A 17,254-nucleotide genomic window follows, 5' to 3' on the forward strand; every position below is an offset into this window, starting at 1 on the left:
CTCAACAATATTCACCGATTGTCTGACATTGCCTTATGGAATCCATCCCTGAAAACCATGAGTTCCACCCGTGGCCCTAGCCTGCAGTTCAGCGCAGAACCGCCGGCAGCCAGCCGCGCAGGCTGTTGACGAAGGCCCAGCCCTGCACGCGTGGCAGATCGTCCAGCCGCACCGGGTGCTCCACCACGCGGCCCTCGTCCAGTGCCACCGCGCGGCCCACGCCGGGCAGCAGGCCGCTGGACAGCGGCGGAGTCACCCAGCGGCCCGCCAGCAGCACGGCGATGTTGCCGCGCGTGCCCTCGGTGATCTCGCCGTCTTCGTTGTGGAGCACGGTGTCGAACACCGAGGCATCGGTGGGCTGCAGGCTGTCGTAGTGCGCGCGGCGCGAGGTCTTGAAACGCACCCAGTCGCCACGCGCCACCGCATTGGCGATGGGCCGGTCTGCCAGCGCCAGCCGAACAGGCGTGGCGGAAGGCGGCAGCGGCGCCGCCTGGGTCTGTATCCGCCCCGTGGCATCCAGCGCCAGGCGCACGCGCCAGTGGCCGCTGGCGTGCGCCTGGCGCAGTTGCTGCAATGCCTGCTCCAGCACGGCATCCGTGCAGGGCCGGCCGAAATGCCGCGCCGCGTCCTGCATGCGCGTCACATGGCGCTGCAGGTGGATGAAACCGCCATCCCGCAGGGCCAGGGTTTCCAGAATGTCGAAATCGAAGTCCGTATCCGCCATGGCTGCACGCCCTTTCACACCTTGTCCAGAAAAGCCCTCTTGTGGCGCCATTCCTGCCATTCGGCAGGCGCCTCGGCGCCCGAGGTGATGCCGCTGCCGATGCCGCAGCGCAGTTCCGTGCCACGCGCCACCACCGTGCGTATGGGCACATTGAAGGTGGCGTGCACGCGCCCCGCGGTGGTGCCGGGCCGCACCACGCCCACGGCCCCGCAGTAGACGCCGCGCGGACCCGATTCCAGTTCGTGGATGAGCCGCATGGCCTGGCGCTTGGGCGCGCCCGTGATGGAGCCGCAGGGAAACAGCGCCGCAAACACGTCCGCCAGGCCGGTGCCGGGCCGCGTGCGCGCCTGCACGTCGGACGTCATCTGCCACACGGTGGGCAGGGGTTCGGCATGGAACAGGCGCGGCACCTGGACGCTGAAAGGCTCGGCAATGCGCGAGACATCGTTGCGCAGCAGGTCCACGATCATCACGTTCTCGGCCCGCTCCTTGGGCGAGGACCGCATGGCCTGGACATTCGCCTCGTCCTGTGCAGGCGTGGCGCCACGGGGCGCCGTGCCCTTCATGGGGCGCGTGAGGATGCGCTCGCCATCCCAGTCGAAGAACAGCTCGGGCGAGACGGACAGCACCTGCTCGTCGCCGCTGTCCATGCAGGCCACGTAGCCGCCGGGCTGGGCGCGTCGCAGCGCGGCGAACAGCGATGGGATGTCGCCCAGCAGCCGGCCCATGAACTGGGCCGTGTAATTGATCTGATAGCAGTCACCGGCCGCAATCGCCTCGTGGATGCGCGCAATGGCGGCATCGAAATCGGCACGCTCCAGGCCGGACTGCCATTGCACCTGAGATTGCACCTGAGGGCCGGTCTCGACCGCGTCCGCGTCTTCAGGCCAGGGCCGGGGGCCGTCGAAGACGGCAAACCAGGCCAGCGGCTCGCCTGGCGGCGTGGCATGCAGGGCGCCGGCGTAGGCCGCGTCAAACGCCGCCGCCGCCTCGTAGCGCACCCAGCCCAGGCACCACAGGCCGGCCTGGGCGGCCTGCTGCACGGCGTCAAGCACACCGCGCACCTGCTCGGGCGCATGGGCTGCCAGGCTGCGCAGCGGCGGCCCGAAGCCATGGCGCAGCCGGGCGGCCGAGCCGTCATGGGGGTTGGGAAAATCGATCAGAAACTTCACAAAACGGCCGTCAACGCATTGCTGTACTTGCATCAGCAGCTTCGCTATCGATAGCAGCCACTGACACGGGGCCGCCCAGTGTAGAGCGAGGGAAACAAAAAAGCGCCCCGAAGGGCGCCAAACCAAGCGTCCCGAAAGGACGCTTTCCACCAACAGGCCCGGCACCATGCCGGACCCATATCCATTCACATCACTTCTGGGTGACGGTGTGCTGGCCTTCCAGGCGGGCCACGGCCTCGCGGTAGGCGGGGCCGCTGCGCAGTTGCTGGTAGCGGGCCAGGCCGCGCTGGTATTCGGCCGAGTTGTAGCCGATTTCGCGGTCAGCCGAGGGCGAGGGCAGGTAGGTCATGCCTGCCTGGTGCCACATCTCGAGGTCGGCCAGCACTTCGGCGCGGCTCAGGCCTGCGGTGGCGGAGGACGAGGGGGAAACGGCTTCTTGGGCCATTGCAGTGCCGGCGAGGCCCAGGGTCAGGGCGGCCAGTGCAGCGGAGAGGGTACGCATGTCAGATCCTTTCAAAAGGCCGCTCGGCATTCATTTCCTCACGGCATGGACGTACTATGCGGCGCTGCAGCATTCTTCGTCTGTGCGTTTTCTCACGTGTTTTCGCATCCGGGCTGGCCAACGTGCCGCCTTTTCCCCCGTGTTCCCCTCGACAGAAGGCGAATTCACGCGTTCCTGAAACAGTGTTTTTCGCGGCTTGAAACAGCCGCGGCAGACAAGGCTCAGCGCGCTTCCTCGAGCAGCACGCGCAGGCCTTCGACATGGCAGATGCGCAGGTTGCGGCCTTCGCGCCGCAGCAGGCCCAGGCGCACCAGGCGCGACATCTCGCGCGCCACTTCCTCGCGGCTGGAGCCCAGCATCAGGGCCAGATCGGTCTGCCGGGGCGCGGGGGCGAGCAGGGCCTGCCCCTGCTCCTCCCCGGCCAGTTCGGCGCGCTCCAGCAGCAGGGCATGCAGTCGGCTGCGCACGCTGAGGGTTCCCAGATTGACCATGCGCCGCGCCAGCGTCACGGCCAGGCTGCTGAGCCGCACGATGAAGGCGCGCAGCACCAGGGGCTCGCTCATCAGCAGTGCTTCCACATCCTCGGGCGCGAGCGAGGCCACCAGGCTGGGTTCTCCCGCCTCGACGACCAGTGGTATGCCCCCGCATTCGTTTTGCTGCTGCTGCATCTGGCCGCCGACGAACATGCCTGTGGCAATTTCACCGAGCGTCAGCCCGCGTCCGTTCGCGGCATAGCTGCTGACGCGCAGGCTGCCGTGGACGAGCATGTACATGCGCTGGTCGGCATAGGCGCCCTCCAGCCTCTGGTGCGTGGCCAGTTGCTGCCAGCGGCATTGCGCCGCCAGTTCGGCCAGGCGCTCGTCGGACAGGCTTTGCAGCACATGGACCTGGCGCAGGCCCTGCCAGGCCACGGCGGGAAGAAGCGGAGATGTCTGTAAGGAACCGGACATGGTGCAACACCGTTGAAGCGCATCCGCAGGGCCTGTGCGGGCCCTGTCGTCCGTCGCGGGAAGTACAGCATAGCGGGATCGCATAGACTCGTCGCGCGCCGGGAATCGCACTGTCCGGCTCCCCGGATGGCCGCACCGCGCAGCACAGAAAAAAGGGAGGGCTTCATGGAATCGAGCATCGAATCGGCACGACCACCCGCGCGCCCGCAGGCCACCGTGGCGGCCTGGGCGCAATCCGTGGAACAGGCGATCGCCAGCCAGCAATGGCATGGCGCGTGGCGTGCACTCATAGACGCCGCCCTGCCGGCCGAAACCGCCGTGCAGCAGAGCCTGCTGACTGCGCTGGACGCCTGGGATGGCCTCGCGGCCGATTCCGGCGCAGAGCCCCGCCACGCGCTGGTGCAGCAGGTTTTCGACGCCCTGCATGCCGCCCATGCCCCGGGCCAGGCGCTGCAGGCCGATTCCGCACCTCCCAGCGCGCACCGTGCATACCGTGCGCACCGCATACTGGGACGGCAACTGGTCAAGCGCTACCGGCGCGGCGGCTTTGCGCTGGGGCCGGTGGATGTGGCCGTGGAGCCCGGCACCATCCTGGGACTGGTGGGCGAGAACGGCAACGGCAAGACCACCTTGCTGCGCCTGCTGGCCGCCGATCTGGCGCCCGACGCAGGGCAGCTGGACTGGGGTGTTCCTGCCGCCAATGCCTACCTGCTGCGCACCCAGCTCGCCTATATCCCCCAGCGCCCGGCCGTCTGGGGCGGGCGCCTGATGGACCATCTGCAATTCGCCGCGCGCAGCCATGGCGCCGTGGGCCCACGCAACATCTGCCTGGTACAGCTGGTCATCGCGCAGCTGGGGCTGCGCGCCTTCCGGGGCCACCAGTGGAAACAGCTGTCCTCGGGCTACAAGATGCGCTTCGAGCTGGCGCGCGCCCTGCTCTGCCGGCCGCGCGTGCTGCTGCTGGACGAGCCGCTGGCCAATCTGGACATCAACGCCCAGCAGACCCTGCTGACAGATCTGCAGTCGCTGGCGCGCTCGCCCTGGCAACCCATGGCCCTGGTGCTGAGTTCACAGCAGCTGTACGAGGTGGAAAAGGTGGCCGACCAGGTGCTGTTCCTGGAGCAAGGCCAGCCGCGCAGCGTTCAGCAGAGCTTTGCCGCCATGCAAGGCTGCGCCATCGAGTTCGAGACCGGCTGGGCCATGGCGCAACTGAAACCCTGGCTGGACCGGCTGCCATCCCATACGCACCAGCTCAGCGGCCAGACCCACATCGTGAGCTTTCACGTGCCCTTCACGGCAGCGCAGTTCCTGGCGCAGGCCGTGCAGGCACAGATGCCCGTGCGCTATTTCCGCGACATCACCGCATCCACCCGCCGCCTGTTCGTGAGGGACTGAGCCATGCCACGTTTTTCCGATATGACGAACCGCTGGGACCAATGGGTGCTGATGCGCTGCCCCCTGCTGTGGCAGTTGCGGCTGCACTGGTATCTGCCGCTGGCGCTGCTGTGGTGCGTGCTGGTGCTGGGCATCTGGATGCAATGGATGGCCGAACCCGCGCGCTGGATGGGCTCCCTGCCCGGCGTTGCGTCCACGGCACAGCAAACGCCCGAGCAATTGGCGCTGGACATCGGCTCCGTCGTGGCCTGGATCGTGGCGATCGGCCTGGCGCTGTGGTGGTTGCTGCGCGTGCGCATCCACAACCGCTGGCGCGAACACGCCCCCGTGGGCCGCTGGGGCCTGTGGTGGGAGTACCTGTGGGGAGCCTTGTTCCTATCGCTATTGTTCGCGCCTGCGATCGCCTTTTCGCCCATCTATGAAATGCGGATGCAGCGCCAATGGTCGGACACGGATGTCAGTGCACAGATCCAGACTGTCGAGCAAGTCGCCGCCCTGGAGGCGCTTGCCGCGCCACGCCAGGCGGCCATGCTCGTGGAATGGATACGTGTGCTGCGCGAGGAAGAGGTCGATCCGGCGAAGTACCCGAGCATCCAGGCCCTGGTCTGGTTGATGCGCGGAGACCAGGCCGCGATTGCCGCGACGCTGGAGCGCTACGGCCAGCCATTGCAGGCCAGAGGCTATGTGCGCCAGTCTGCCAGCTCCGCGCAGGACCAGGCTGAGCACCTGCTGGCCAGCTACCGCAGCGCGCTGCAATCCCCCCTGGCCCAGGAATGGCGCGCCTACCTGGCAGCGAACCCGCAACCAGAGACTGGCGAGAAGGTATCCAGAGCGCAGAACTCCAACTGCAAACCACCCCTGGGTCGCAGCAGGCCTTTGGATCTGGAGCCGGATCCGCGCAAATGCTTCGGTACCTATCTGGCCCAGAGCAACCGTGAGTGGCTCATGCTGCTGGAGAGGTTCGACAGCCGGTGGAGCCCGCCGCAGCATGTGCAATGGCAGCACCCGCGCTACGGCCTGGCCCTGCCGGCCTACCAGGAAAGCCATCTGCGGCGCGCTGACAGGTCCCGCGACGACGAATGGCCAAGGATGTCCCAGTTGCTGGCGGCAGTCAGCGCTGGCTTCTTCCTCGCCTTGGCCCTGGTGCTGGTGCGCCTGATGCCCGCCATGCAGCTGGTGGCCTGGGGCGCATGCCTGCTCCTGACCTTGCTTGGCAGCGTGCTGGCCGGGATGCTGGGAATCACCAACCTCTATGTGCTGGGGCTGTTTCCCGCCGCGCTGATATCGGTCGCCTGGCTGCGCATCCGTCTGCTCAAGCGCCCCTGGGCCGGCGCGGTGCTGCTGGCCCTGGGCATGTCGCTGGCCCTGATATGGCTCGCCGCCGCCTGGTCTGAGTGGTCCAGACTGCTGTTGCCACGCCCTACCGGCAGCGCAGGCCCTTGGACGGATACCCAGCACTGGCTGGACCTGCTGATGGGCGCGCCTGCCGTGGCAGCCAGCACGGCCCTGCTCGTGGCCCTGCTGTCTCCGCTGTGGCGCCGATGGCGTGGCCTGCCCGAAAGGTGACGGAACAGCAAAGGACAGCTCAGGGACAGGTGCCCCCCGCGCGCATCGCATAGACTCGCGGCAATTCCATCCCCCTCCGAGCGCCCCATGACCCAAGCCCCCGTCACCGCCGGCACGCCCTACGGCACCATCCCTCCCGCCTCGCCGCTGCCCCAGCGCCGCCCCGTGAGCCTTCCGCGCCTGGCGCAGATGCGCGAGGCCGGAGAGAAGATCACCATGGTCACCGCCTATGACGCCACCTTCGCGGCCGTGGCCGATGCAGCCGGCGTGGAGTGCATCCTGGTCGGCGATTCGCTGGGCATGGTCTGCCAGGGCCTGCACAGCACCGTGGGCGTGTCGCTGCAGGACATGTGCTACCACACGGCCAGCGTGGCGCGCGGGCTGCACCGCGTGCAGGGCACGGCCTGGCTGATCGCCGACATGCCCTATGGCAGCTATGCCGAAAGCCGCGAGCAGGCCATGCGCAGCGCCTGCGAGCTGATGCAGGCCGGCGCCCATATGGTCAAGCTCGAAGGCGGCGGCTGGACCGCGCCCACCGTGCAGTTCCTGGTCGAGCGCGGCGTGCCCGTCTGCGCCCACCTGGGCCTGACGCCGCAGACCGTGCATGCGCTGGGCGGCTACCGCGTCCAGGGCAAGAGCGACGAGGGCGCGGCCACGCTGCGCCGCCATGCGCTGGAACTGCAGGATGCAGGCGCCTCCATGCTGGTGCTGGAGATGGTGCCGGCACAGCTGTCGCGCGAACTCACGGCCGAGCTGCCGCACTGCCACACCATCGGCATCGGCGCGGGCAGCGGCACGGCCGGACAGGTCCTGGTGCTGCACGACATGCTGGGCGTGAACCTGGGCAAGATGGCCCGCTTCGTGCACAACTTCATGGCCGATGCGGGCAGCGTCAAGGGCGCCTTCGAGGCCTATGTGCATGCCGTGAAGAACGGCAGCTTCCCCGACGACAGCAAGCACGCCTGGTAGTCCGGCAGGCTGCACGGTCCGTTTTTCCGCTTCCCGCTTCCCGTTCCCCCGCTTTCCCGCTTCCCCGCTTCCCCATGCAAATCGTCCACTCCATCGCCGACCTGCGCGCCATCCTGGCCAGCAAGGGCCGCCCTGCCTTCGTGCCCACCATGGGCAACCTGCACGATGGCCACCTGTCCCTGGTGCGCGCCGCGCGCCAGCACGGCGACATCGTCGTGGCCAGCATCTTCGTGAACCGCCTGCAGTTCCTGCCGCACGAGGATTTCGACAGCTATCCGCGCACCTGGGCGCAGGACTGCGCCAAGCTGGAGAGCGAAGGCTGCGACCTGCTGTTCGCCCCGCGCGAAGCCGATCTCTACCCCGAGCCGCAGACCTTCAAGATCCAGCCCGACGCGCAGCTGGCCGACATCCTCGAAGGCCATTTCCGCCCCGGCTTCTTCACGGGCGTGTGCACCGTGGTGATGAAGCTGTTCTCGGCCGTGTTCTTCGCCAGCGGCGGCGGCACGGCCGTGTTCGGCAAGAAGGACTACCAGCAGCTGCTGGTGATCCGCCGCATGGTCGAGCAGTTCGCCCTGCCCGTGAACATCGTGGCCGGCGACACGGCGCGCGCCGACGACGGCCTGGCGCTGAGTTCGCGCAACGGCTACCTGAGCCCCGATGAACGCCAGCAGGCCATGGCGCTGTCGCAGGCACTCAAGCAACTGGCCGACGCCACGCGCGCAGGCCAGGCTCCGCTGGCCGAACTGGAGGCATGGGCCATGCAGTCCCTGGCCGCACAGGGCTGGGAGCCCGACTACCTGACCGTGCGCCTGCGCCGTGACCTGCAACCGCCGGCCGAGGGCGCGCAACTGGCCGGTGCACCACTGGTGGCCCTGGGCGCCGCGCGCCTGGGCAAGACGCGCCTGATCGACAACCTGGAATTCTGATCCAGCGCAAAACCCTGGCGGCCATGGCGGTCCAAGCTGGATGCCATGGCCAGGAAATTCCCCATCCACCCCGCCCATCCCGAGCGCACCTGCTGGGGTTGCGACCGCTACTGCGCCCGCGACGAGCTGGCCTGCGGCAACGGATCGGACCGCACACAGCACCCGGTGGAGGTCTTTGGCGACGACTGGATGGAGTGGGGCCTGCCGCACGAGCTGGCGGCAGACAACGCAGCCAGCCTGAAGGACGCGGCGCGCTGAAGTCGCCCACCCCACTTCAAGCGACCGCGGCCACCTCGGCGGCGAGCGCGTCCACCAGCCACTTCACCTCGGCCACGGCAGGCCGGTGCAGCGGCAGCAGCGCATGGACCTGGAAGGGAATGGAAAACGCCAGCGGCCGCACCACCAGCTGCGGCCCGGCGCAGGCACGCGCCGTCAGCGGATTGACGATGGCCACGCCCAGGCCGTGCTGGACCATGGCGCAGACGGCCACGGCGCTGTGGGTCTCCAGGTGCAGCTGGCGCTGCACGCCGGCCTGCCCGAACACGGCATCGATCTGCTGGCGATAGGGGTCGTCTCGCGCCAGGCTGATGAAGCCCTCCCCCGCAAAGTCGCCCGCCTCCAGCACCGGGCGGGCCGCCAGCGCATGCCCTGCCGGCAGCACGGCCACCTCGTCCATGGCGGGCAAAGCCAGAGCACGCGTGCCGGGCGGCGCCTCGGCCAGTTCGGCCAGGCCCAGGTCGTAGCGCTGGGCGGCCATCCACTCCTGCAGCAGCGGCGCCTCCTGCGTGGCCACGCTGACGGCCACGGGGCCGTGCTCCGCATGCAGGCGTGCCAGCGCTGCAGGCAGCAGCGCATGGCTGAGGGCGGGCAGGCACAGCACGTTGATGCGCGCCTGGTGCGGACGCCCCAGGGCCAGCGCATGCTCCACCACCCGATCCAGCCCCTGCCAGCTGCGCTGCACCTCGGCCCACAGCGACAGGGCGCGTGCCGTGGGCCGCAGCCGGCCCTGGGCGCGCTCGAACAGCGCATAGCCCAGCAGGCTCTCCATCCGCGCCAATTCGCGGCTGACGGTGGGCTGGGAGCTGTACAGCATCTGCGCCGCGCCAGTGGCGCTGCCGCTGAGCATGAGCGCGCGAAACACCTCCAGGTGGCGATGGGAGATGCGGGGCTCGGGGGACGTGTGCGGCAGCGCGGGGTCTTGCATGGGCAGAGCATATCCAAATCAAATGGACACCATAAGAACAAGCATTGGACTGAATGACCCCCATCCGCCATCATGCGCGGCAGTTCCCCTGAAAGAGACACCATGTCCAATCCCTTCTCGCCCGCCCAGCTCTGGGCCCTGGCCGACCAGCACGGCACGCCGCTGTGGGTCTATGACGCCGCCACCATCCGCGCGCGCATCGCCCAGCTCAAGGCCTTCGACACCATCCGCTTTGCGCAGAAGGCCTGCTCCAACATCCACATCCTGCGGCTGATGCGCGAGCAGGGCGTGAAGGTGGATGCGGTATCGCGCGGCGAAATCCTGCGCGCGCTGGCCGCCGGCTACGCGGCCGGCCATGGCGACGACCTGCACAGCGACATCGTGTTCACCGCCGACGTGATGGACGAGGCCACGCTGGCCTGCGTGGCCGAGCACAAGGTGCCCGTGAACGCCGGCTCCATCGACATGCTGCACCAGCTGGCCCAGGCCTCGCCCGGCCATCCCGTGTGGCTGCGCATCAACCCCGGCTTCGGCCACGGCCACAGCAACAAGACCAACACGGGCGGCGAGCACAGCAAGCACGGCATCTGGCACAGCGACCTGCTGGCGGCGCTGCAGGCCGTCCGCGACGGCGGCCTGCAGCTGGCCGGCCTGCACATGCACATCGGCTCGGGCGTGGACTACGGCCACCTGCAGCAGGTCTGCGGCGCCATGGTCGAGCTGGTGCGCGCCACCCGCCAGGCAGGCCATGACCTGCAGGCCATTTCGGCCGGCGGCGGCCTGTCCATTCCCTACCGCGATGGCGACGCCACCATCGACACCGCCCACTACCACGGCCTGTGGGATGCGGCACGCAAGGACGCCGAGGCCATCGTGGGCCACGCGCTGGCCCTGGAGATCGAGCCGGGCCGCTTCCTGGTGGCCGAGTCGGGCGTGCTGCTGGGCCAGGTGCGCGCCACCAAGAACGCGGGCAGCAACCATTTCGTGCTGGTCGATACGGGCTTCAACGAGCTGATGCGCCCCTCCATGTACGGCAGCTGGCACGGCATGGAAGTGCTGCGCCGCGACGGCCAGGCCATGCCCCTGCGCGATGCCGTGGTCGCCGGCCCGCTGTGCGAATCGGGCGACGTGTTCACCCAGGGCGACGGCGGCGTGGTGCTGCCGCGCGCGCTGGCAGGCGCCTCGGTGGGCGACCTGCTGGTCATCCATGACACGGGCGCCTATGGCAGCTCCATGTCCAGCAACTACAACACGCGCCCGCTGGCCGCCGAAGTGCTGGTCGATGGCGACAGCACCCGCCTCATCCGCCGCCGCCAGACGGTGGAGGAACTGCTGGGTCTGGAGCTTGGCCTGTAACTGGGCCTGTAACTGGGCATGTAGCGCGCCAGGCACCAGGATTTCTGACGCAAAAAAGCCCCGGGGCCTTCCAGCTCCGGGGCTTTTTCATCGCCGGGCCGCCCCAAGATGAAAAGCGGCCCCCTCGGGGGGCAGTGGACCTTGCGCAGCAAGGGGAGCGTGTGGGCCATTTTTCATGGACACCGAAGAATCACTCGCCGCGTGGATCGCGCGCCATCAGGTGCTGCACGGCCTCGGCCGCCTGCAGCCGGCCGTCCAGCAGCTCGACCACGGTTTCGGTGATCGGCATCTCCACATTCAGCAGCCGCGCGCGCGCCAGCACGGTGCGCGCGCTGTACACGCCCTCGGCTACATGGCCCAGCGAGGCCACGGCCTGCTCCAGCGTGCGGCCCTGGGCCAGCAGCAGGCCCACCTTGCGATTGCGCGACAGGTCGCCCGTGGCCGTCAGCACCAGATCGCCCAGGCCGGACAGGCCCATGAAGGTCTCCACCCGCGCGCCCAGGGCCAGGCCCAGTCGCGTCATCTCGGCCAGGCCGCGCGTGATCAGCGCGGCGCGGGCGTTCAGGCCCAGCTGCAGGCCGTCGCACAGGCCGGTGGCAATGGCCAGCACGTTCTTCACGGCGCCGCCCACTTCCACGCCCACGATGTCGGCGTTGGCGTAGACGCGCATGGCATCGCCATGGAAGGCCGCGACCAGGGCGTCATTGACCTCGGCATGCCGGCTGGCCGCCACCAGGGCCGTGGGCTGGTGGCGCGCCACCTCGGCCGCAAAGCTGGGGCCGCTGAGCACGCCGCACAGCAGATCGGGCGCCACCTCGGCGCAGACCTCGTGCGCCATCAGTCCATGGGCGGCGGCCGACGCGCCTGCGGGCACGGCCTCGAAGCCCTTGCACAGCCACACCACGGGCGCCCGCACATTGCGCAGGCGGCCCAGCCATTCGCGCAAGGCCGCCATGGGCGTGCCGATCACGATCAGGTCTGCCGCAGCCAGATGGCCGTCGATCTCGCCATGCACCACCTGCAGCGCGGCAGGCAGCGCCACGCCCGGCAGGTAGCGCGCGTTCTCGCCGCTGTCCCGCATGGCCTGCGCCTGGGCAGCGTCGCGCGCCCACAGCGTCACGACACGTCCGTCATCGCGCGAGGCCGCGCTCATTGCCAGCGCCGTGCCCCAGGCGCCTGCACCAATCACCACAATGTTCATATCTGCCCGACGTTGAAGAAGCGACGTTGATGAAAAAAAGAGGCCCTCGGGCCTCTTTTCTTGTACCACAGCGATGCGACGCGCCTGGGCGCAAGTCTCATCGGCCGGGATGGGACCGGCTTACTGCGGCAGCGAGTTGCCGTCCGCCTGGGCGGCTGCCTGCTGCTGCTCGTACATGGCCTGGAAGTTGATCTCGGCCAGGTGCACGGGCGGGAAGCCGGCGCGTGTGACCACGTCGGCCACGTTGCCGCGCAGGTAGGGATAGATGATCTGGGGGCAGGCAATGCCGATCACGCCACCCATCTGGTCTTCGGGCACGTTGCGGATCTCGAAGATGCCGGCCTGCTTGGCCTCGACCAGGAACACGGTCTTGTCCTGGATCTTGGTCTGCACGGTGGCCGTCACGGCCACTTCGTAGATGCCTTCGGCCACGGGAGTCGCCTCGACGCCGAGCTGGATGTCCACGCTGGGCTGCTCCTGCTCCAGCAGGATGGCGGGCGAATTGGGCTGCTCCAGCGACAGGTCCTTGAGGTAGACGCGCTGGATCTGGAAGACGGGAGTGTCCTGTTCGGCCATGGAATCAGTCTTTCTGGGCAAAAAACCCTGGCACGGCGGCCAGGGCATCAAAAAAATCACCAACAAAATGCCCGCTGCCAATAGGTTGCGCAGCGGGCACCTGGGCCTGCATTATGCAGTGCCCGTGTTTCAGCTTTGCAGCATGGGCACCAGGCCACCGTCGGCGTCCAGCGCCATCAGGTCGTCGCAGCCGCCCACATGGTGGTCGCCGATGAAGATCTGGGGCACCGTACGGCGGCCCGTGCTCTGCATCATCACGTCACGCGCGGCAGGGTCGGTATCGATGCGGATCTCTTCGATCTGCTCCACGCCCTTGGACTTGAGGATCTGCTTGGCCCGGATGCAATAGGGGCAGACAGCGGTGGTGTACATCTTCACGGCTTGCATATGCGACTTTCTTCGAGTGGGCGGCTTGCCGGCTGCAGGCGCCGGGGACGCGGCGCAGCGGCTTCCATCGTGATCAACTGGAGGCGCTTCAGGCCTTTTCAACCGGCATGCCGGCATCGCGCCAGGCCTTCAGGCCACCGGCCAGGGCCTGGGCCTTTTCGTAGCCCAGCTTCTTCGCAATGCCTTCGGCACGCGAGGCGCGGTTGCCCTTGGTGCAGATCAGCACCAGCGGCAGGGCCTTGTTCTTCACGGTGGCAGGCAGCTTTTCCTCGAACTGGCCCAGCGGCACATTCTTGGCGCCATTGGCATGGGCGGCCGCGTACTCCTCGGGCTCGGAGACATCGATGACCACGGCCTTTTGGCGGTTGATCAGTTGCACGGCCTGCGCCGCCGTCAGCGAGCCGCCGCCTGCGCCGCGCACCAGGGGCAGCAGCAGCATCACGCCGGAAGCCAGCGCGATCAGGATCAAATACCAGTTATCGATGATGAATTTCACGTCATTCCTTGGGTTGGCAAACCTGTCAATTCTAGAATGCTGGCTTTTGCCCCCGCGACAGCCCAGCTTTGTCGCATCGAGAGACTTAGAAAGCCGCCATGTACAAGCTCGTGCTGATCCGCCACGGTGAATCCACCTGGAACCTCGAAAACCGCTTCACCGGCTGGACCGATGTGGACCTGACCGCCACCGGCGTCGAACAGGCCAAGAACGCCGGCCGCCTGCTTAAGGCCGAAGGCTACGACTTCGACCTGGCCTTCACCAGCGTGCTCAAGCGCGCCACGCGCACGCTGTGGCACACGCTGGACGAAATGGACCGCACCTGGCTGCCCGTGCAGCACAGCTGGCGCCTGAACGAGCGCCACTACGGCGGCCTGCAGGGCCTGAACAAGGCCGACATGGCCAAGCAGTACGGCGACGCCCAGGTGCTGGTCTGGCGCCGCAGCTACGACACTCCCCCGCCGGCCCTGGAGCCCCAGGACCCGCGCAGCGAGCGCAGCGACGTGCGCTACGCCCAGCTGGACCCCAGCCAGGTGCCGCTGACCGAATGCCTGAAGGACACGGTCGCGCGCGTGCTGCCGTTCTGGAACGAGTCCATCGCGCCCGCCATCCTGTCCGGCAAGCGCGTCGTGGTTGCCGCGCATGGCAACTCCATCCGCGCGCTGATCAAGTACCTGGACGGCATCTCGGATGACGCCATCGTCGGCGTCAACGTGCCCAACGGCATTCCGCTGGTCTATGAGCTGGATGCCGATCTCAAGCCCATTCGCCACTACTACCTGGGCGATGCCGAGGCTGCCGCCAAGGCGGCTGCCGCCGTGGCCGCACAGGGCAAGGCTTGAGCCTGACCCGCCTGAGGTGAGCGCCTGCTACGGAAATTGCGCTTGCTGCGCCGTTTTTAGGGAACCACGCGGGCGCTTGCCTTTCCAAGCGGGTGTATATTGACGCGGTTAAAGGGGTGATATGGGCCAGAAAATCAAAATTGCCGGCTGGGTTTCCGTAGGCGTAATCGCCGGAGCACTGACCACGGTTTCCTTGCAGACCGTGGCCCGCGGTGCCATGACCCCGCTGCCGCTGGAGGAAATCCAGCAGCTGTCCGCCGTCTTCGGCCTGATCAAGACCGACTATGTCGAGTCGGTCGATGACAAGAAGCTGATCACCGATGCCATCTCCGGCATGGTGTCCAGCCTCGATCCGCATTCGCAGTACTTCGACAAGAAGTCCTACAAGGAATTCCGCGAGGGCACCTCGGGCCGCTTCGTCGGCGTGGGCATCGAGATCACGCAGGAAGACGGCCTGATCAAGGTCGTCTCGCCCATCGAAGGCTCCCCCGCCTTCCGCGCGGGCCTCAAGACCGGCGACCTGATCACCAAGATCGACGACACGGCCGTCAAGGGCCTGTCGCTCAACGACGCCGTCAAGCGCATGCGCGGCGAGCCCAACACCAAGGTGCAGCTGACCATCCTGCGCAAGGATGAAAGCCGCAGCTTCCCCGTGACCATCACGCGCGAGGAAATCAAGACGCAATCCGTCAAGGGCAAGGTCATCGAGCCCGGCTACGGCTGGATCCGTCTGAGCCAGTTCCAGGAACGCACGGTGGACGACTTCGTGCGCAAGGTCGAAGAGCTGTACAAGCAGGAACCCAACATGAAGGGCCTGGTTCTGGACCTGCGCAACGACCCGGGCGGCCTGCTGGACGCGGCCGTCGCCATCTCGGCAGCCTTCCTGCCGCCCGATGTGACCGTGGTGTCCACCAACGGCCAGCTGGCCGAGAGCAAGGAAACCTACAAGGCCTCGCCCAGCTTCTATGCCCGCCGCGGCATGGGAGACCCGCTGCAGCGCCTGCCCGCCTCGCTCAAGAAGCTGCCGCTGGTGGTTCTGGTCAACGAAGGCTCGGCCTCGGCCAGCGAAATCGTGGCCGGCGCCCTGCAGGACCACAAGCGTGCGGTCATCATGGGCAGCCAGACCTTCGGCAAGGGCTCGGTGCAGACCGTTCGCCCGCTGGGTCCCGACACGGGCCTGAAGCTGACCACGGCCCGCTACTACACGCCCAGCGGCAAATCCATCCAGGCCAAGGGCATCGTTCCTGACGTGATGGTGGACGAGACCCCTGAAGGCGATCTGTTCGCTGCCCTGCGCATGCGCGAGGCCGACCTGGAAAAGCACCTGTCCAGCGGACAGGGCGCCGAAGTCAAGGACGAAGTGCGCGAGAAGGCCCGCGAGGAAGCCCGCAAGCGCCTGGAGGAAGAGGCCAAGAAACCCCTGGCCGAGCGCCGCCTGCCCGAGTTCGGCACCGAAAAGGACTTCCAGCTGCAGCAGGCGCTCAACCGCCTCAAGGGCCAGCCCGTCATGGTCAGCAAGACCCTGACCGAGCGCGAGCCCGAAAAGAAGGAAAACTGAAGAGCGCGGACCGGGTCCGCGCTCCCACCAAGCCGGGCCCGCGCCCGGCTTTTTCACGTCTGGAGACGCGAATGAACGACGATCAACTGCTGCGCTACTCGCGCCACATCCTGCTGGACGAGATCGGCATCGAAGGCCAGGAGCGCATCCTGGCAGCGCATGTGCTCATCATCGGCGCAGGCGGCCTGGGCGCGCCTGCCTCGCTGTACCTGGGCTCGGCCGGCATCGGCCGCATCACCCTGGTGGACGACGATGCCGTGGACATGACCAACCTGCAGCGCCAGATTGCCCACACCACCGATCGCGTGGGCCAGCCCAAGGTGCAATCCATACGCACGGCCGTGCATGCCATCAACCCCGGCATCCGCATTGATTGCCGCCAGCAGCGCGCAGACGATGCCCTGCTCGACGAGCTCGTGCCCCAAGCCACGGTGGTGCTGGACTGCACGGACAACTACCGCACGCGCCACATGATCAACGCGGCCTGCGTGCGGCACAAGGTGCCCCTGGTGGCGGGGGCGGCCATCCGCCTGGATGGCCAGCTCATGGTGATGGACCCACGCGACGAGAACTGCGCCTGCTATGCCTGCGTATTCCCGCCGGAGGCGCAGTTCGAGGAAGTGCAGTGCTCGACCATGGGCGTCTTCGCCCCCGTGGTCGGCGTCATGGGCACGCTGCAGGCGGCCGAAGCCCTCAAGCTGATCGCGGGTTTTGGCACGCCTGCAACAAACCGCCTGACCATGTTCGACAGCCGCAGCCTCGATTGGAGTAGCATGCAAACCACCCGTGTGCCGGACTGTCCCGTTTGCGGCAACAAGGCGTAGGAATCGGCTGACTTCCAGGCCGATCCCCCACTGGCACAATCGCCCGCTGTCGCGCAGGACAATGAAGGCCGGGTTCCGCCGGACTCCGATTGCCATCCGCGTCCCTATTGGATACAGCCGTGAAATTGCGCACCTATCTTGTTGAAGACAACCCTACGATCCGCGAGAACCTGATCGCCACGCTCGAGGAACTCGCCGATGTCGAGGCCGTGGGCATCGCCGAGACGGAAAGCGCGGGGACGGACTGGCTTCAGCAGAACCCCGACGCATGGGATCTGGCCATCGTCGACCTGTTCCTGCGCCAGGGCAGCGGCCTGGGTGTGCTCACCGCCTGCCGCGAGCGCCAGCCGCACCAGAAGATCGTGGTGCTCAGCAACTACGCCACCCCTGACATCCGCAGCCGCTGCGCCCAGCTCGGCGTGGATGCGGTCTTCGACAAGTCCAATGAGATCGATGCACTCATGGACTATTGCATGAATATCGACGCCGCATCGCTCAATCAACTCAAAACAGCCTGAACCCAAAACACGGCATTTTTACTCTCCATCAAAGAAAAAGGCTGCACGACTTGATAATCGTGCAGCCCGTATTTTCTATTGACTGGAA

19 protein-coding genes are annotated in these 17,254 nt (G+C 67.4%); 10 read left to right on the forward strand and 9 right to left on the reverse strand.

Features of this window, described 5'->3' with window-relative positions; translation table 11 throughout:
• Nucleotides 1-88: 88 nt before the first annotated feature.
• The 4 genes from ACF8NF_RS16345 to ACF8NF_RS16360 all read right to left on the reverse strand — a co-directional run bounded on the left by ACF8NF_RS16345 (nucleotide 89) and on the right by ACF8NF_RS16360 (nucleotide 3,348).
• Nucleotides 89-724, reverse strand: coding sequence for an aminotransferase class IV (locus tag ACF8NF_RS16345; RefSeq protein ID WP_017404243.1), 636 nt, complete (start codon nucleotides 722-724; stop codon nucleotides 89-91).
• Between the two features lie 14 nt (nucleotides 725-738).
• Nucleotides 739-1,896: an aminodeoxychorismate synthase component I gene (gene pabB / locus ACF8NF_RS16350; protein ID WP_338497813.1), complete on the reverse strand. Its 1,158-nt coding sequence runs from the start codon at nucleotides 1,894-1,896 to the stop codon at nucleotides 739-741.
• Between the two features lie 190 nt (nucleotides 1,897-2,086).
• Entirely contained in the window at nucleotides 2,087-2,398 is a 312-nt protein-coding gene (locus tag ACF8NF_RS16355) for a DUF4148 domain-containing protein (RefSeq protein WP_016449055.1), read from the reverse strand.
• Between the two features lie 221 nt (nucleotides 2,399-2,619).
• Complete coding sequence (locus ACF8NF_RS16360) at nucleotides 2,620-3,348, reverse strand: Crp/Fnr family transcriptional regulator (RefSeq protein ID WP_016449056.1); 729 nt, start codon at nucleotides 3,346-3,348, stop codon at nucleotides 2,620-2,622.
• A 165-nt stretch (nucleotides 3,349-3,513) separates the two neighbouring features.
• Between ACF8NF_RS16360 and ACF8NF_RS16365 the strand changes: the two genes are divergently transcribed.
• From ACF8NF_RS16365 to ACF8NF_RS16385, 5 genes are all read left to right on the forward strand, one after another.
• Nucleotides 3,514-4,743 (forward strand): ABC transporter ATP-binding protein, encoded by a 1,230-nt coding sequence (locus ACF8NF_RS16365; protein ID WP_074923072.1) that lies wholly within the window; start codon nucleotides 3,514-3,516, stop codon nucleotides 4,741-4,743.
• 3 nt (nucleotides 4,744-4,746) lie between these two features.
• The gene (locus ACF8NF_RS16370) at nucleotides 4,747-6,309 is read left to right on the forward strand and encodes a hypothetical protein (RefSeq protein ID WP_392450863.1); all 1,563 of its coding nucleotides are present in this window, start codon (nucleotides 4,747-4,749) and stop codon (nucleotides 6,307-6,309) included.
• 87 nt (nucleotides 6,310-6,396) lie between these two features.
• Nucleotides 6,397-7,278 (forward strand): 3-methyl-2-oxobutanoate hydroxymethyltransferase, encoded by an 882-nt coding sequence (gene panB / locus ACF8NF_RS16375; protein WP_012203749.1) that lies wholly within the window; start codon nucleotides 6,397-6,399, stop codon nucleotides 7,276-7,278.
• Nucleotides 7,279-7,352: 74 nt separating this feature from the next.
• On the forward strand, nucleotides 7,353-8,204 hold the full coding sequence (gene panC / locus ACF8NF_RS16380; protein WP_016449059.1) for a pantoate--beta-alanine ligase: 852 nt from the start codon (nucleotides 7,353-7,355) through the stop codon (nucleotides 8,202-8,204).
• Nucleotides 8,205-8,249: 45 nt separating this feature from the next.
• Nucleotides 8,250-8,462 carry a DUF3079 domain-containing protein gene (locus tag ACF8NF_RS16385; RefSeq protein WP_310043040.1) on the forward strand — a complete coding sequence of 71 codons (213 nt, stop codon included), beginning with the start codon at nucleotides 8,250-8,252 and terminating at the stop codon, nucleotides 8,460-8,462.
• 16 nt (nucleotides 8,463-8,478) lie between these two features.
• Here the strand turns inward: ACF8NF_RS16385 and ACF8NF_RS16390 are convergent, their stop codons facing one another.
• The gene (locus ACF8NF_RS16390) at nucleotides 8,479-9,408 is read right to left on the reverse strand and encodes a LysR family transcriptional regulator (RefSeq protein ID WP_392450864.1); all 930 of its coding nucleotides are present in this window, start codon (nucleotides 9,406-9,408) and stop codon (nucleotides 8,479-8,481) included.
• 102 nt (nucleotides 9,409-9,510) lie between these two features.
• On the opposite strand from ACF8NF_RS16390, the gene lysA reads away from it, so the two are divergent.
• Entirely contained in the window at nucleotides 9,511-10,764 is a 1,254-nt protein-coding gene (lysA, locus tag ACF8NF_RS16395) for a diaminopimelate decarboxylase (RefSeq protein WP_392450865.1), read from the forward strand.
• A 190-nt stretch (nucleotides 10,765-10,954) separates the two neighbouring features.
• Here lysA and ACF8NF_RS16400 read toward each other — a convergent pair whose 3' ends face one another.
• The 4 genes from ACF8NF_RS16400 to ACF8NF_RS16415 form a co-directional block, all read right to left on the reverse strand.
• Nucleotides 10,955-11,965 (reverse strand): NAD(P)H-dependent glycerol-3-phosphate dehydrogenase, encoded by a 1,011-nt coding sequence (locus ACF8NF_RS16400; RefSeq protein WP_016454153.1) that lies wholly within the window; start codon nucleotides 11,963-11,965, stop codon nucleotides 10,955-10,957.
• Nucleotides 11,966-12,085: 120 nt separating this feature from the next.
• A complete protein-coding gene (secB, locus tag ACF8NF_RS16405) occupies nucleotides 12,086-12,541 on the reverse strand; it encodes a protein-export chaperone SecB (protein WP_013803924.1) in 456 nt (151 codons plus the stop codon).
• Between the two features lie 129 nt (nucleotides 12,542-12,670).
• Nucleotides 12,671-12,928: a glutaredoxin 3 gene (gene grxC / locus ACF8NF_RS16410; protein ID WP_016449064.1), complete on the reverse strand. Its 258-nt coding sequence runs from the start codon at nucleotides 12,926-12,928 to the stop codon at nucleotides 12,671-12,673.
• An 88-nt stretch (nucleotides 12,929-13,016) separates the two neighbouring features.
• Nucleotides 13,017-13,424 carry a rhodanese-like domain-containing protein gene (locus ACF8NF_RS16415; RefSeq protein WP_016449065.1) on the reverse strand — a complete coding sequence of 136 codons (408 nt, stop codon included), beginning with the start codon at nucleotides 13,422-13,424 and terminating at the stop codon, nucleotides 13,017-13,019.
• Nucleotides 13,425-13,522: 98 nt separating this feature from the next.
• On the opposite strand from ACF8NF_RS16415, the gene gpmA reads away from it, so the two are divergent.
• The 4 genes from gpmA to ACF8NF_RS16435 all read left to right on the forward strand — a co-directional run bounded on the left by gpmA (nucleotide 13,523) and on the right by ACF8NF_RS16435 (nucleotide 17,166).
• On the forward strand, nucleotides 13,523-14,266 hold the full coding sequence (gene gpmA / locus ACF8NF_RS16420) for a 2,3-diphosphoglycerate-dependent phosphoglycerate mutase (RefSeq protein WP_016449066.1): 744 nt from the start codon (nucleotides 13,523-13,525) through the stop codon (nucleotides 14,264-14,266).
• A gap of 121 nt (nucleotides 14,267-14,387) precedes the next feature.
• On the forward strand, nucleotides 14,388-15,824 hold the full coding sequence (locus tag ACF8NF_RS16425; protein ID WP_016449067.1) for a S41 family peptidase: 1,437 nt from the start codon (nucleotides 14,388-14,390) through the stop codon (nucleotides 15,822-15,824).
• A 71-nt stretch (nucleotides 15,825-15,895) separates the two neighbouring features.
• A complete protein-coding gene (locus ACF8NF_RS16430) occupies nucleotides 15,896-16,648 on the forward strand; it encodes a HesA/MoeB/ThiF family protein (protein ID WP_017404230.1) in 753 nt (250 codons plus the stop codon).
• Between the two features lie 119 nt (nucleotides 16,649-16,767).
• Nucleotides 16,768-17,166, forward strand: a complete 399-nt coding sequence (locus tag ACF8NF_RS16435) for a response regulator (protein WP_013803928.1) — start codon at nucleotides 16,768-16,770, stop codon at nucleotides 17,164-17,166.
• The last annotated feature ends 88 nt before the right edge of the window (nucleotides 17,167-17,254 follow it).

Source organism: Delftia sp. WSY_22 (genome assembly GCF_043104185.1).
In the GTDB taxonomy this organism is placed as follows: domain Bacteria; phylum Pseudomonadota; class Gammaproteobacteria; order Burkholderiales; family Burkholderiaceae_C; genus Comamonas; species Comamonas tsuruhatensis.